The sequence below is a fragment of the Pantoea sp. SM3640 genome (assembly GCF_015654165.1).
Lineage (GTDB): Bacteria > Pseudomonadota > Gammaproteobacteria > Enterobacterales > Enterobacteriaceae > Pantoea > Pantoea vagans.
In genome coordinates this window covers 992425-1007401 of record NZ_CP064872.1, presented here as the reverse complement: position 1 = coordinate 1007401, position 14977 = coordinate 992425, and the positions used below count along the sequence as shown (strand labels likewise).

The following is a 14977-nucleotide window of genomic DNA, read 5'->3' as shown; positions in this document are numbered from 1 at the left end:
CGTACTGACGTAATGATTATGCCTGATATTTACGCATGGTCAGGGTGGCGTTGGTGCCGCCGAAACCAAAGCTGTTAGACATCACGGTGGTCAGCTCTTTTTCCATCGGCGCAGTGACGATGTTCATACCGGTTGCAGCCGCGTCCAGCGAGGTGATGTTGATGCTTGGCGCAATAAAACCATGCTCCAGCATCAGCAGCGAGTAGATCGCTTCCTGCACACCAGCGGCACCCAGTGAGTGGCCGGTCATCGCTTTAGTCGCTGAAATGTAAGGCGTGTTATCGCCAAACACTTCACGAATCGCACCCAGCTCTTTCACATCACCTACCGGAGTAGAGGTTCCGTGGCTGTTCAGATAGTCGATTGGCGTATCGACACCGTTCATCGCCATCTTCATGCAGCGCACTGCGCCTTCACCTGATGGGGCAACCATATCTGCACCGTCTGACGTCGCACCGTAACCAACGATTTCGGCATAGATGTGCGCACCACGTGCCAGCGCATGCTCCAGCTCTTCAACCACCACCATGCCGCCGCCACCGGCGATAACAAAGCCGTCGCGCTCATTGTCATAAGTACGTGACGCTTTCTCTGGCGTGTCGTTGTAACGGGTAGAGAGCGCGCCCATGGCGTCGAACTCACAGGCCATTTCCCAGCACAGCTCTTCGCCGCCGCCCGCAAAAACGATATCCTGTTTGCCGAGCTGAATCTGCTCAACGGCATTACCGATACAGTGCGCAGAGGTGGCACAGGCGGAGCTAATCGAGTAGTTTACGCCATGAATTTTGAATGGCGTGGCGAGGCAGGCAGAAACGCCAGAGGCCATCGCTTTGGTGACCACATAGGGGCCAACCGCTTTCAGGCCGCGTGGGCTGCGCATCGCATCCGCGCCAAACACCTGGAAGCGTGGAGAACCGCCGCCTGAACCCGCAATCAGACCCACGCGTGGGTTGCTCTGATACATTTCAGTGGTGAGGCCGGAATCTTTAATCGCTTCTTCCATGGAAAGATAAGCATAGATGGACGCATCACTCATAAAACGCACAACTTTGCGATCGATGAGGCCGGTGGTATCTAATTTAACGTTACCCCAGACGTGACTACGCATGCCGGAATCTTTCATCTCTTCAGAAAAGGTGATGCCAGAGCGTCCTTCACGCAGAGATGACAGCACCTCTTGCTGGTTATTACCAATACTGGAAACGATCCCTAAGCCAGTAATCACAGCACGTTTCATTCAATCTTCCTCATCCACTTCTTCTTAATTGGCATGCACTCTAGCGTACACTTGTACGCCGAACAAGTCCGATCAGCTATTTCCTTTTGTAAATTTGCGTCATGTCACGTGGGTCGCTAGAATCGCGCCACTGCCTGAAAAACGAGCCTTTACCGTGAAATTAACCCCGGTTGAACATGCACAGCTAAACTGGAATGAACAGGGTACACCTGTTTCCCGAGCGTTTGGTGACGTCTATTTCTCTAATGACAATGGTCTGGAAGAGACACGCTATGTCTTCCTTGGGGGCAACGGTTTTCCCGGGCGTTTTGCAGCGCATCCGCGCGATCTGCTGATCGTGGCGGAAAGCGGATTTGGCACCGGCCTCAACTTTCTGACGCTGTGGCAGGCGTTCGATGCGTTTCAGCGTGAACGGCCCGATGCCACGTTAAAACGTCTGCACTTCATCAGCTTTGAGAAGTTTCCGTTAACCCGTGAAGACCTGGCTGCTGCGCAGCAGCACTGGCCGGAACTGGCTCCCTGGGCCGAAGCGCTGCAGGCGCAGTGGCCTGCGGCCCTGCCCGGCTGTCAGCGCCTGCTGTTTGACGGCGGACGCATCACGCTCGACCTGTGGCTCGGCGATATTAACCAGCTGATGGGAGAGCTGGATGAGAGCCTGCATCGTCAGGTGGATGCCTGGTTCCTGGATGGCTTCGCGCCGTCGAAGAACCCGGATATGTGGACGCCGGAACTGTTCGGCATGATGGCAAAGCTGGCGCGTCCACAAGGGACCTTCGCAACCTTTACCGCCGCAGGCATCGTCCGGCGCGGCCTGCAGGAGGCAGGCTTTACCGTCATCCGCCGCAAGGGATTTGGCCCGAAGCGCGAAATGCTGTGCGGACCATTGCAGGATGCGCCTCCGTTACCCAGCCCGCAGCCCTGGTATCATCGTCAATCTGCGGAGCAGCGTGATATTGCCCTGATTGGCGGCGGCGTCGCCAGTGCCACTTTAGCGCTGGCGCTGCTACGTCGCGGCTGGCGGGTCACCCTTTACTGTGCCGACGAAGCCCCCGCGCTGGGCGCGTCCGGTAATCGTCAGGGCGCGCTCTATCCGCTGCTCAACCAGCACGACCCGGCGCTCGCCACCTTTTTCCCGGCGGCCTTCAGCTTCGCCCGGCGGCTCTACGATCAGTTGACCGTCACCTATGAGCATCACTGGAGCGGCGTGCTTCAACTGGGCTGGGATGAGAAAAGCCGTAAGAAGATTGATCAGATGCTGGCGATGGGTTTGCCCGAATCCATCGCTCGTGGCGTGGATGTCGCAGAGGCGGAGAAACTGGCAAATGTTGACCATGGCTGTAGCGGCATTTTCTACCCTGAAGGTGGCTGGCTCTCACCGGCCGAGCTGACCAGCGCGATGCTGGCTTATGGCGAAACCCAGGGCTTACGCATTCACTGGTTGCACAGGGTGAGCAGCCTTTCACGGGATGATGATCACTGGACGCTGACGTTCAGCGATCGCCCGGCGGTCCGTCATCCGACGGTGGTGCTGGCTAACGGACATGCGATGGCCGACGTTGCGCAGAGCGCCCCGCTGCCGACCTATCCGGTGGCCGGTCAGGTGAGCCATGTTCCGTCAACCCCGGGCCTCGACGCGCTGCAGACCGTGCTCTGTTACGACGGCTATCTGACGCCCGTCAGCCCGCAGTTCGGCACCCACTGTATTGGTGCCAGCTATCATCGTGGCGAAACCGCAATGGATTACCGGGAAGAGGATCAGCAGGAGAACCGCAGCCGACTGCTGGATTGCCTGCCTGACCGTCGCTGGGCAGAGAGCGTGGATGTCAGTAGCGGCGAGGCGAGAATGGGTGTGCGCTGCGCCACGCGGGATCACCTGCCGATGGTGGGCGGCGTGCCGGATTATGACGCTACGCTTCTGCAGTACGCTGATTTACCGGCTCAGCTGGCCGCAAGTCACGATATCGCTGATGCGCCCGATCTGGCGGGCCTGTATCTGTTTGGTGCGCTGGGATCGCGCGGCCTGTGCAGTGCGCCGCTGGCAGCCGAAGTGCTGGCAGCCCAGCTGACGGGCGAGCCGCAGCCGCTGGACGCGAGTACGCTGGCAGCGCTTAATCCGAATCGTTACTGGGTGAGGAAATTACTGAAGGGAAAAGCAGTTTAGCCGATGCTGAGGGCGGCACGCCGCCCTGCAACGTTATGCGGAGAGCTGGCGTGCCTGAACAAACAAATTGTCCCACATTCCGACCACTAATGCCTGGTCGCGCGGTGAAAGTTCTCCGGCAGCAATGGCATTTTGCAGGCTGCGGGAGACCTGAATCTGCAGCGCTTCTGGCGTATGTTCGCCCAGTTGCTCCACTTCGGCCACAGCCAGTGTCAGATGCCCGCGCAGATAACCGCTGGCGAACAGCTCATCGTCACTGGCATGCTCGACCATGTCGTCAATCAGGGCCAGAATACGCGCTTCAAATTCTGCGATCATCTCAATTCCTCTATTAATAATGCCTTCCTGCATCACAGATCGTCCGGCCAGGGAAACTGCGACGCGGTGAGTGAAGGCCTGCCATAAAATTCCGCCAGAGCGGTAATAAAACGCGCGGGACGGTCGGGAATGCCCGACGTCAGATAGCTCATGACCTGAGCATGCACTTTACGCTGGAACGCAATGCGATCCGGCTCACAATCTCCGTCGAGATTGTCACAACTCACGTTGAAGGGAAAGCCTGCCGCCATACAAAACATCCACTCCAGTGCCTGCGGCTTCACTTCAACCGCTTCAAACTGACTCTGGGTCAGCGCATCGCGGCCATCCGGGCAGTACCAGTAGCCAAAATCGACCAGTTTGCGGCGTGCTTCACCGGCAATGCACCAGTGAGAGATCTCATGCAGGGCGCTGGCGTAAAAGCCGTGGGCAAAGACCACACGGTTCCACGGCGACTCCGCATCAGCAGGAAGATAGATCGGTTCATCGTCGCCTTTAATCAGGCGGGTCTGAAATTCATCGCTGAAGCAGCGATCAAACAGCGTGATCAGCTGTTCATAATGATGGGTCGGGTTCATGACGGTATCGCGTTTCAGGTTACGAATGCAGCGTGGCAAGCCAGGCCATAACTTCGCTGCCGTGGCTATCCCACAATAATTTAATGCTCATGACGGCAGAAACAATCACCACCATCGGGCGGATCAGTTTCTGTCCGCGGCTCAGCACCAGCCGTGCGCCCAGACGCGCACCACAGAAGGCACCGAGCATCATGATCAGACCGGTTCCCCACACCACTTTGCCGCCGAACATAAAGAACAGCAGGCTGCCCATGTTTGAGGTGAAGTTGAGTACCTTGGCATGCGCGGTCGCTTTGGCCAGGTTGTAGCCGCAGAGGGTAACGAAAGCCAGCGCATAAAACGAGCCTGCGCCCGGCCCGAAAAATCCGTCATAAAATCCTACTGCCCCGCCGCCCACCAGCGCATAAGGCAGGCCATGCAGGCGGCGCGCCTGATCGACTTCGCCCAGTTTTGGCATCAGCAGGAACCACAGGCCAATCGCGATCAAAAACAGCGGCAGCATCTGGCGCAGGAAATCAGCCTGCAGGCGCTGAATCAGTATCGCGCCCAGAATGGACCCCAGCAGCGTCATGGCGATGTTCAGCCACTGCTCATTCAGATTGACCGCACCGCGCCGAACAAAGTAGAGGCTGGCGGAAAACGAGCCGCCGACCGATTGCAGTTTATTGGTCGCCAGCGCCTGCGCCGGAGAGAGGCCCGCTGCCAGCAGTGAAGGTACCGTCAGTAACCCCCCGCCACCGGCGATGGAGTCAATAAAACCAGCCAGCATGGCGATTAAAAACAGCAGCCCGACCAGCAGCGGGCTGACAACAAACCACTCCATGGAATCCCTTACAGTAGATGTTTATCCAGCAGAGCCTGACAGGCAGGCGGTAATGGCGGCGGCTCACGTTTCACCGGTGCGCCTGACCCAGGCTGTTTCGGCAGGAACCAGCTCTGCAACTCGGCGCCACAACCATCGCCAGCTGGCGGTGCAGGCTGATCTTCACAGCCGATACTGCCCGCCGGGCAGCGCAGTCGCACATGCATATGGGCACGATGCGCGAACCACGGGCGCACTTTCCGCAGCCAGTCGCGATCGTTACCCGCATCAGCACAAAGCTGCTTTTTAATCGCCGGATTAACGAAGATGCGCGTAACATCGTCATCTTTCGCCGCGAGTTTGATCAGGCTGTCAATTTCCGGCTGCCAGTGGCGGGCAATCACATTTTTGTCACCCGGCCCGACCAGATCCAGCGGCTGCGGCTTCAGCAACTGCTGCGCGCTCCAGCGTGTTTTTGGCAGTTGCAGCCAGATATCGACATCCAGCCCGGTCTGGTGACTGGCGTGACCGCTGCTGAAGCGTCCGCCGGCCGCCATGCCCATATCGCCAATCAGCACGTTACCCAGTTGCAGATTATGCACCTGGGTGCTGAGCCGCTGAATAAACTGAATCAGATCGGGATGGCCGAAGTAGCGCCGCTGATCCTGACGCATCACCTGATAGTGCGGTGAATTCAGCGGCAGTGCCTGTGCGCCGACGATACAGCCGTTGGCGAAGCCACCAATTGACTGCGGTGCGCCACTGATCGGCTGCTGAATCTGTTGCCACGGCGTCGCGGCCAGGCTGGAGGCGCTGATCAGCAGCGCACTCAGCGTAAGCAAAATAGCCTTCATGCCATCACCAGCGCGGTACAGAGCTGTTGACGTCACCGTTCTGCGCCCGCTGGCGCAGCAGATGATCCATCAGGACGATCGCCATCATCGCCTCGGCGATCGGCACAGCGCGGATCCCGACGCAGGGATCGTGGCGACCTTTGGTGATCATCTCAACCTCTTCGCCGTCGCGGGTAATGGTTTTACCTGGCACGGTGATGCTGGAGGTTGGTTTCATCGCCAGATTAGCGCTGATGGTCTGCCCGCTGCTGATGCCGCCCAGAATGCCGCCGGCGTGGTTGCTCTGGAAACCATCGTGGCGGATCTCGTCACGGTGCTGACTGCCGCGCTGGTTAACCACCGCAAAGCCGTCGCCAATTTCGACGCCTTTCACCGCATTGATACTCATCAGCGCGTGCGCCAGATCGGCATCCAGTCGGTCAAAGACCGGCTCGCCCAGGCCTGGCGGCACGTTGTCTGCCATAACCGTGACTTTGGCACCGATGGAGTCGCCCTCTTTTTTCAGGCCGCGCATCAGTTCATCCAGCGCCTCGAGCTTGTCGGCATCCGGGCAGAAGAACGGGTTCTCTTCCACGATGCTCCAGTCTTTTAGCTCACAGGCGACATCACCAATCTGTGAAAGATAGCCACGTACCACGACACCGTGTTTCATCTGCAGATATTTCTTGGCAATCGCACCAGCCGCCACGCGCATCGCGGTTTCACGCGCCGATGAGCGACCACCGCCACGATAGTCGCGCTGACCATATTTCTGCTCGTAGGTGTAATCAGCATGGCCCGGACGGAAGAGATCTTTGATGGCACCGTAATCCTGCGAGCGCTGATCGGTGTTCTCAATCAGCAGGCCGATCGAGGTGCCGGTGGTCACACCCTCAAAGACACCGGACAAAATTTTCACCTGATCCGGCTCACGGCGCTGCGTGGTATAGCGCGACGTGCCCGGACGGCGGCGATCGAGGTCATGCTGAATATCTGCTTCAGTCAGCGGGATGCCTGGCGGCACACCGTCAACGATACAGCCCAGTGCCAGACCGTGGGACTCGCCAAAGGTCGTTACTCGAAAAAATTGCCCGATGCTGTTTCCGGCCATGCTGTTTCCTTGTCAGAGTTCGGCGGGCGAGGCTTCGCCCCACTTTTAGTCTTTGTAAAAAGAGAAATGGTGTTGTGCGTCGACAATCTGCTGGCGCGTCAGCGTGAAGACGCCGTCGCCGCCGTTGTCGAATTCCAGCCAGGTAAAGGGCACATCGGGATACTGCTCGATCATGTGCACCATGCTGTTGCCCACTTCGCAGACCAGTACGCCCTGCTCGCTAAGATAGTCGGGCGCGCAGGCCAGAATGCGGCGCACCAGCTTCAGGCCGTCGCTGCCCGCCGCCAGACCCAGCTCCGGTTCGTGGCGATATTCGTTCGGCAGATCGTCCATATCTTCCGCATCAACGTACGGCGGATTGGTGACGATCAGATCATATTTCAGCTGTGGCAGTTCGCGGAACAGGTCAGCACGAATCGGCGTCACCTGGTGGATGAGTCCATGCTCTTCAATGTTCTGTTCGGCTACCGCCAGCGCACCGGTGGAGATATCCACGGCGTCCACTTCGGCTTCCGGGAAGGCATAAGCGCAGGCAATCGCGATACAGCCGCTACCGGTACACATATCCAGAATATGACGCGGTGGTGTGCTGACCAGACCGGCAAAGCGGTTCTCAATCAGCTCGCCAATCGGTGAACGCGGTACCAGCACGCGCTCATCGACAAAGAATTCGTGCCCGCAGAACCAGGCTTTATTGGTCAGATAAGCAACCGGAATACGCTCGTTAACACGACGGATGACACGCTCAACGATCAGCAGACGTTCGCTGGCGGTGAGACGCGCACTGCGCATGTCTTCAGGAATATCCAGCGGTAGCCAGAGTGACGGCAGGACCAGTTGAACGGCTTCGTCCCAGGGATTGTCTGTGCCATGTCCGTACCAGATTCCGGCAGCGGAAAAGCGGCTTACCGCCCAGCGCAGCATGTCCTGAATGGTGTGCAGTTCGTTCACTGCCTCATCGACGAAAATTTTGTCCACGTAGCCCTCCGCAGGCCTTTTGCTAAATCGGCCAGTAGTGTGCCATGAAGCCGGGGAGAATTCAGCGCAGCAAGGTGAAAAAGCTGACATTTAATGACATTAATCGGTAAGGTATCGCCTATGCTGTGTAGCAGACTTTTCTTAGATAACTGACCCGTCATGAGTAAAAAAACACCCTTAAGCCCGGATGACCAGGCGCTGTTCCGACAGTTAATGACTGGCACGCGTCAGTTGAAACAAGATACTTTCGTGCACAAACTACCGGTTAAAACCCGCGAACTGCCGGTAAAACGTCTGCTTTCAGAGCAGGCGGACAACAGCCATTACTTTTCGGATGAGTTTCAGCCGCTGCTCTCCACCGAAGGGGCCACCCGTTATGTGCGCGCCGATGTCAGCCACTTTGAGCTGAAAAAACTGCGTCGTGGCGACTATACGCCGGAGATTTTCCTCGATCTGCATGGCTTAACGCAGCAGCAGGCCAAGCAGGAACTGGGCGCACTGATCGCCGCCTGCCGCCGTGAACATCTGTTCTGCGCCAGCGTCATGACCGGTCATGGAAAGCATATTCTGAAGCAGCAGACGCCGCTGTGGCTGGCCCAGCACCCGTGGGTGATGGCTTTTCACCAGGCACCGAAGCTGTTTGGCGGTGATGCCGCACTGCTGGTTTTGATTGAGATTGAGGAGTGGCAACCGCCTGAGTTGCCCTGAAAGGGGCCGGAGGATCGGCCCACAGACGTCAGATCGCTTTCGCCAGCTTTTTGGGACTAACCTGCCACAGGAGTTTACCGGCATGCTGTGCCGGATCGAATTCCACGCAGGCAATAGCGGAAGTGGCAAACATAGGGGGGGCTTCCTGCGGGCACAGTTCAGAGACTAAATACCCCACCAGCGGTAAGTGAGAGATCACCAGCGCCGATTTCACGCCTTCATTTGCCAGGGTCTGTAGATAGCACCCGACCATTTCCGGATCGCCGCCCGGCGTTAACTCCGGCAGAACATCCTGGTTTTCCGGCAGTGGAAAAGCTTCACGCACGGTCGCGAGGGTTTGCTGCGCGCGTAAATAGGGACTCACCAGGACACGCTCTATGTCCGGCGTCTGGCTGTTGAGCCAGTTGGCCATCTGGCGTGATTCATTGCAGCCACATAAGGTTAAAGGCCTGACTGAATCACTGGCTGCTTCCAGAGCCGCATCGCCGTGACGCATGATAAAAACTTGCATAAAGCACCGCTGTTGTTTGTCGACATCGCCCGACGCCTGGCGCCTGACTCTTCACTCTGCGAATGAACGCTGTGTTTTACCCTAATGGCTTCAGTATAGTCAACCGGTTGTTTATTAAATAAGCGCTTCTCAGAATCATGCTGCGCCGCACACTCTGGCGGCGCTTTTCTAACCCGCTGAATCGGATTGGTTATTCCATTTACAGTAGAAATGTAAAATTTCGTCTACTTTCTGGTCGCTTCAATCAGCGCTTCGCAAGGAGTAAATCGCTCGCCATGCTGCTGCGTGAGGCGGGTTAATCGGTTGACCACCTCCGCCGCACCCAGTTTGTCCATGTAGTGGAACGGCCCCCCCAGGAAAGGCGGAAAGCCGATACCAAACACTGCACCGATATCGCCATCGCGGGCACAGCGAATGACCTGCTCATCAAGGCAGCGTGCCGCCTCGTTCAGCATCATCATCATGCAGCGTTCCGCAATCTGCGCTTCGCTCTGCCTGGCCTGCGGCGTGACCTTCAGCAACGTATACAGTGAGGTGTCCGGCTTTTTACGCTGCCAGCGCGGCTGGTCATAGCGATAGAAGCCTTTGCTATTTTTACGACCCTTGCGGCCATCTTTCAGCACTGCATCAAAAGCAGCGGGCGCGGCAAAGCGTTCACCATAAGCCTGATGCAGGATGGGACTGATTTTGCTGCCGACGTCGATGCCTACCTCATCCAGCAGCTGAATCGGACCGACCGGAAAACCAGCCTTCACCAGCGCCCGATCGATATGGTCAATCGGCTCGCCTTCCAGCAGGCAACGCATCGCTTCATTTATATAAGGTGTCAGGATGCGGTTAACATAGAAGCCAGGCTTGTCCGCCACCACTATCGGCGTTTTGCCCTGGCTGCGTGCCAGCGCCACAATCGTTACTACCGTTGCGGCGGAGGTGTTCAGATGGGGAATCACTTCCACCAGCGGCATTTTATCGACCGGGCTGAAGTAGTGCAGCCCGATGACGTTCTGCGGACGCTGTGCTTTGGCGGCAATCTCTTCAATCGGCAGCGAAGAGGTGTTAGAAGCAAACAGCGTATGCGGCTGACAGTGGGCTTCCACTTCGCTGACCATCTGCTGCTTGAGTGCTAAATCTTCGAACACGGCTTCGATCACCACATCGCGCTGTGAGAAACCCTGATAATCGATGCCGCCCGTGATGCGGGCCATCTGCTGCTGACGCTGTGCCGGAGTGAGCTGGCGTCGCTTAACCTTTTTGCTCAGCAGTTCCCAGCTGGTTTTCAGCGCATGGTTAACGCCTTCCAGGCTGATATCTTTGATGCGCACCGGCAACCCGGCATTGATTGCGGTGACGCTGGCGATGCCACCGCCCATCAGACCGCCGCCGAGAATTGCGATACGCTTCACCGCAGCGGGTTCCGCCTCACCACCCCGCTCCTTCTTCATGGCGGTGGTCGCGAAAAAGATCCCGCGCAAAGCAACAGATTCCGGCGTCATCGCCAGTTCACCGAAGGCACGCGCTTCAGCATCATGTCCGGCCCGGCTGCCCTGCTCCAGCCCGATGCGCACCACCTCAATAATGCGGTTTGCTGCCGGATAGTTACCCTGAGTTTTGGCTGCAGTCTGCCGGGTCGCAAGCGCAAACAGCGCCTGACGACCCACCGGACCGTGCAGCAGACGGTCGCGCAGCGGCAGCGTTCGACCGCTGACTTTGCCCTTTTTCACCCGTGCGATAGCCGTCTCCAGCAAAATCGCCTGAGGTACCGCGTCATCGACCACTCCCAGCTTACGTGCCTGTTTCGCCCGCAGCGTTTTGCCGGTCAGAATCAGCGGCAGCGCCTGCTGCACGCCAATTAACCGCGGCAGTCGCTGAGTGCCACCGGAGCCGGGCAGTAAGCCGAGTTGCACTTCCGGTAATCCGAGACGGGTTTTATCATCAAGCGAGCAGATGCGCGCATCGCAGGCCAGCGCCAGTTCCAGCCCGCCGCCCAGACAGGCACCATGGATTGCGGCCACTACCGGGAATGGCAGCGCATCAAGCGCAGCCATCACTTCCTGCCCCTGTTTTGCCAGCGCTTCGGCTTCCTGCGCGCTCTGACAACGATCAATCATGCTGATGTCGGCGCCCGCGATAAAGTTGTCCGCTTTGCCAGAAATCAGCACCAGTCCTGCCAGCTGAGGATCGCGTCGCGCCTCCGCAATGATGGCGGTAATCTGCCCGGCAAATTCTGCTTTCAGGGTGTTCATCTTCTCGCCAGGGACATCGATTGTAATGATGCCAACGTGATCCAGTCGCATCTTCAGGTGAAACGCATTCTGCTCCATTATTCGGCCTCCAGAACCATTGCCGCACCCAGACCGCCCGCCGCACACGCTGTGACCAGTCCTAACCCGCCACCGCGACGGCGTAATTCATTCAGCGTCTGGGTGATCATACGCGCGCCCGTGGCAGCAAAAGGATGACCATAGGCGATTGAACCACCCAGCACGTTAAAGCGCTCTTCATTCACTTCGCCCAGCGCATGCGGACGATTGAGCACCTCACGGGCAAAGCGCTCGTCGCGAAACAGTTGCAGATTGCTCAGCGTCTGGGCCGCAAACGCTTCGTGCATATCGATTAGCGTCAGATCGGACAGCGTAATCCCGGCGCGATCCAGCGCCAGCGGGGAGGAGTACGCCGGGCCCAGCAGCATATCCTGCTGTACACCAATCGCGGTAAACGCGTAGCTGCGCAGATAGCCCAGCGGCGTGACACCGAGTTCACGGGCGCGGCCTTCGCGCATCAGAATCACGGCGGCCGCACCGTCGGTGAGTGGCGTGCTGTTGGCCGCCGTGACGCTGCCGTGCTGACGATCAAACGCCGGGCGTAAGCGGGCATAATCCTCTGCTCTGGCGTTCATGCGGACGTTATTGTCCTGGTCGATAGCGGTTTTCCACGGCGGCACAAAGGCTGCCATCACTTCCTGATTGAGTACCCCGGATTGCCAGGCGCGGGCGGCATGCTGATGAGATCGCAGCGCCAGCGCATCCTGTGCCTCACGGGTGATGCTATGACTCTTTGCCATCTGCTCGGCGGTGTCACCCATGCGCAGGCCGGTTGAATACTCGGCCACCGCGGGCGGCACCGGCAGCAGATCGCGCGGACGCAGACGTTTAAGGATGTGCAGTTTTTGCCCAAGGCTGCGGGCTTTATTGAGATCCACCAGCGCGCGGGCCAGTGTTTTACTGACGCCTATTGGCAGCACTGACGAGGAGTCGGCGCCTCCGGCAATGCCAGCAGAAATCGTGCCAGCCAGCAGGCTTTCTGCCACATTCGCTACCGCCTGGAAACTGGTGGCGCAGGCACGGCTGACGCTATAGGCATCGGTGTGCACATCAAGGCCGCTGCTCAGTACAATCTCACGCGCAATGTTCGGCGCTTCCGGCATCTGCACCACCTGACCAAAGACCAGTTGCTCGATTACCTCAGCCGGCAGTTCACTGCGCGCCATTAATTCGCTGATTACCATCCGCCCCAGCTCAATGGCGGGAATGCCATGAAAGCCGGTCGCCTGGCGCAAAAAAGGGGTGCGTAACCCGTGGGTTATTGCGATGCGTTCACCATCACGCGTCAGCAGCGGCTGCGCTTTGCTCATTGTTCTCACCTGTGGCTGGGACTGTGGCATCATTGCCTGAAGAGGTCTGACCTGATCAGTGTTAACCACAAGCGGGTGAGCCGCCAATACCGGAAAGGAAAAAGTGCGAAGGGAGACACGAAAATGAAAAACGCCGCATTAACGCGGCGTTATGAGACTTAACGCAAACCGAGCTGAAAAATCATCGTTTCAGCCTGGCAGCTGAAAGTAAAATCGATATCCAGCTGCACACCCTGATCCACTTCACTGAAGCGCGACTCAATCACACAGGGTTCCGATTCAACTTCACGTGCACGTTCGGTGAGGAGCGCTAATTTGGCTTCCGCATCGGCACGCTGAGCAAACCACTCCGACCAGCTGGCGGTGCAATCGGTATTATCCATTACCGTGCCCACATCAACACAACAGCAGGCTGCTGTTTCGGTCGCACTGCATTTTTTAATGGCATCAGTCATTTCATTCTCCTGACCAGCGATCTGGTGGGTTGAGCGATTTTATGACCGAAATTTTACCTGCTCGCGTAAAGATGCGCCATGTACACGGCGCTAAGTGACGAATATCACAATAAAAATTGATCCAGAACAAACTGGAATCGGTATGCTGTGCAGAATCAGGGCAGTTTTGTTATGCAGATCGAATTTTAAGCGATCAACCCTGAAATATTTTAAAAACAATATTGCAACATGCACACAGGTCGGACCTATACTCTCCGCACTGGTCTGATATGTGCGTTTTACATCAGTCCCTACAATCCGCCGTCCTTTGTTACGCGACGTTATAGCGTTAAATAATAATTCACATGAGGTTGTGGTCATGAACCATAAAAACCTGTTTGCAAAGTCAGCCGTGGCGGCTGCAGTGGCGCTTGTCTCTTCACACGTTTACGCAGCTGGATTTCAGTTAAATGAGTTTTCTACGATTGGTTTAGGTCGCGCATATTCAGGCGAAGGGGCAATGGGTGATACGGCGGCATCAGCCAGCCGTAACCCGGCGACGATGGCGTTGATGGATCGTCCGGAATTTTCTATCGGTGCGGTTTATATTGCGCCAGACGTCAATATCAGTGGTCGCAGTCCCAGCGGACGCAGCCTGGATGCTAATAATATTGCACCGAATCAGTGGGTCCCCAATATTCATTATGTTCAGCCCATCAACGATCAGTGGTGGATCGGCGCGTCTGCAACCTCTAACTATGGCTTAGCAACAGAGTTTAATAATGGTTACACCGCGGGGGGGTACGGCGGTAAAACCGATCTGGTAACCGGCAATTTTAATCTCAGCACCGCGTACCGCTTAAATGAACATTTTAGTTTTGGCGTCGGTTTTGATGCGGTTTATGCGAAAGCTAAAATTGAACGCTATGCCGGTGAGTCAGGCGCAAGACTGGGCGTTCCGGCTGATACGCAGGTTGCCCATCTGAAAGGCGATGAGTGGGGATATGGCTGGAACGCCGGTATTCTGTATGAAGTAGATGAGAATAACCGCTTCGGCTTTACCTATCGTTCCGAAGTGAAAGTCGACTTTGATGGCGATTACAAGAGCAGCCTTTCATCCCGGCTGAATGCGGTGAATAACCCGGAAGTATCAGGCGTGCCGTTTGGCACCAACGGCACCACCGTTCCAGGTGCATTAACCCTGAATCTGCCAGAGATGTGGGAAGTATCGGGCTGGCATAAAGTGGCTCCGCAGTGGGCGGTTCACTACAGCATGGCGTATACCAGCTGGAGCCAGTTCCAGGAGCTGAAAGCCACGGGTTCAAATGGCCAGACGCTATTCTATAAAGATGAAAGCTTCCGCGATGCTTATCGCATTGCCCTGGGCACCACCTATTCCTACGACAAGAACTGGACATTCCGCACCGGTATCGCGTTTGATGATAGCCCGGTACCGGCTGACAAGCGTTCTATCTCTATTCCGGACCAGGATCGTTTATGGCTGAGTGCCGGTACATCCTATGCCTTTAACGATGATGCCTCGGTCGATTTGGGCATCTCTTATATGCATGGCCAGAAAGTGACGGTGAAAGAAGGTCCTTATACCTTTACCTCTGAAGGTAAGGCCTGGCTTTACGGCGCGAACTTTAACTACAAGTTCTGATTGTCGGGCGGG

Annotated in this window: 14 protein-coding genes; 3 read left to right on the top strand and 11 right to left on the bottom strand. The window is 57.0% G+C overall.

Annotated elements, in window-relative coordinates; translation table 11 throughout:
* Positions 1–16: 16 nt before the first annotated feature.
* On the bottom strand, positions 17–1237 hold the full coding sequence (gene fabB / locus IV493_RS04780) for a beta-ketoacyl-ACP synthase I (protein WP_033783746.1): 1221 nt from the start codon (positions 1235–1237) through the stop codon (positions 17–19).
* Between the two features lie 154 nt (positions 1238–1391).
* On the opposite strand from fabB, the gene mnmC reads away from it, so the two are divergent.
* Positions 1392–3398 (top strand): bifunctional tRNA (5-methylaminomethyl-2-thiouridine)(34)-methyltransferase MnmD/FAD-dependent 5-carboxymethylaminomethyl-2-thiouridine(34) oxidoreductase MnmC, encoded by a 2007-nt coding sequence (gene mnmC, locus IV493_RS04775; RefSeq protein ID WP_195857816.1) that lies wholly within the window; start codon positions 1392–1394, stop codon positions 3396–3398.
* A gap of 33 nt (positions 3399–3431) precedes the next feature.
* On the opposite strand, the gene IV493_RS04770 is transcribed toward mnmC, so the two are convergent.
* Genes IV493_RS04770 through prmB form a run of 6 tightly spaced genes read right to left on the bottom strand, consistent with a single transcriptional unit; the run spans position 3432 to position 8018 of the window.
* A complete protein-coding gene (locus IV493_RS04770) occupies positions 3432–3716 on the bottom strand; it encodes a YfcL family protein (protein ID WP_003854283.1) in 285 nt (94 codons plus the stop codon).
* Positions 3717–3748: 32 nt separating this feature from the next.
* Positions 3749–4294 (bottom strand): elongation factor P hydroxylase, encoded by a 546-nt coding sequence (locus tag IV493_RS04765; protein WP_041457001.1) that lies wholly within the window; start codon positions 4292–4294, stop codon positions 3749–3751.
* A 19-nt stretch (positions 4295–4313) separates the two neighbouring features.
* Positions 4314–5117 carry a sulfite exporter TauE/SafE family protein gene (locus IV493_RS04760; protein WP_013358606.1) on the bottom strand — a complete coding sequence of 268 codons (804 nt, stop codon included), beginning with the start codon at positions 5115–5117 and terminating at the stop codon, positions 4314–4316.
* 8 nt (positions 5118–5125) lie between these two features.
* A complete protein-coding gene (mepA, locus tag IV493_RS04755; RefSeq protein WP_061063025.1) occupies positions 5126–5950 on the bottom strand; it encodes a penicillin-insensitive murein endopeptidase in 825 nt (274 codons plus the stop codon).
* 4 nt (positions 5951–5954) lie between these two features.
* Complete coding sequence (gene aroC / locus IV493_RS04750) at positions 5955–7040, bottom strand: chorismate synthase (RefSeq protein ID WP_013358608.1); 1086 nt, start codon at positions 7038–7040, stop codon at positions 5955–5957.
* A gap of 45 nt (positions 7041–7085) precedes the next feature.
* Positions 7086–8018 carry a 50S ribosomal protein L3 N(5)-glutamine methyltransferase gene (gene prmB, locus IV493_RS04745; RefSeq protein ID WP_033783751.1) on the bottom strand — a complete coding sequence of 311 codons (933 nt, stop codon included), beginning with the start codon at positions 8016–8018 and terminating at the stop codon, positions 7086–7088.
* A gap of 159 nt (positions 8019–8177) precedes the next feature.
* Here prmB and smrB point away from each other — a divergent pair, with 159 nt between their 5' ends.
* Complete coding sequence (gene smrB / locus IV493_RS04740) at positions 8178–8726, top strand: endonuclease SmrB (protein ID WP_013358610.1); 549 nt, start codon at positions 8178–8180, stop codon at positions 8724–8726.
* 28 nt (positions 8727–8754) lie between these two features.
* Here smrB and sixA read toward each other — a convergent pair whose 3' ends face one another.
* From sixA to IV493_RS04720, 4 genes are all read right to left on the bottom strand, one after another.
* The gene (gene sixA / locus IV493_RS04735; protein WP_013358611.1) at positions 8755–9237 is read right to left on the bottom strand and encodes a phosphohistidine phosphatase SixA; all 483 of its coding nucleotides are present in this window, start codon (positions 9235–9237) and stop codon (positions 8755–8757) included.
* A gap of 224 nt (positions 9238–9461) precedes the next feature.
* Positions 9462–11558, bottom strand: a complete 2097-nt coding sequence (gene fadJ / locus IV493_RS04730) for a fatty acid oxidation complex subunit alpha FadJ (RefSeq protein ID WP_195857815.1) — start codon at positions 11556–11558, stop codon at positions 9462–9464.
* Positions 11558–12868 carry an acetyl-CoA C-acyltransferase FadI gene (fadI, locus tag IV493_RS04725; RefSeq protein WP_195857814.1) on the bottom strand — a complete coding sequence of 437 codons (1311 nt, stop codon included), beginning with the start codon at positions 12866–12868 and terminating at the stop codon, positions 11558–11560. The genes fadJ and fadI overlap by 1 nt, the downstream gene beginning before the upstream one ends.
* A 158-nt stretch (positions 12869–13026) precedes the next feature.
* The gene (locus IV493_RS04720) at positions 13027–13323 is read right to left on the bottom strand and encodes a YfcZ/YiiS family protein (RefSeq protein ID WP_081093852.1); all 297 of its coding nucleotides are present in this window, start codon (positions 13321–13323) and stop codon (positions 13027–13029) included.
* 358 nt (positions 13324–13681) lie between these two features.
* On the opposite strand from IV493_RS04720, the gene fadL reads away from it, so the two are divergent.
* Entirely contained in the window at positions 13682–14965 is a 1284-nt protein-coding gene (gene fadL / locus IV493_RS04715) for a long-chain fatty acid transporter FadL (RefSeq protein WP_013358616.1), read from the top strand.
* The last annotated feature ends 12 nt before the right edge of the window (positions 14966–14977 follow it).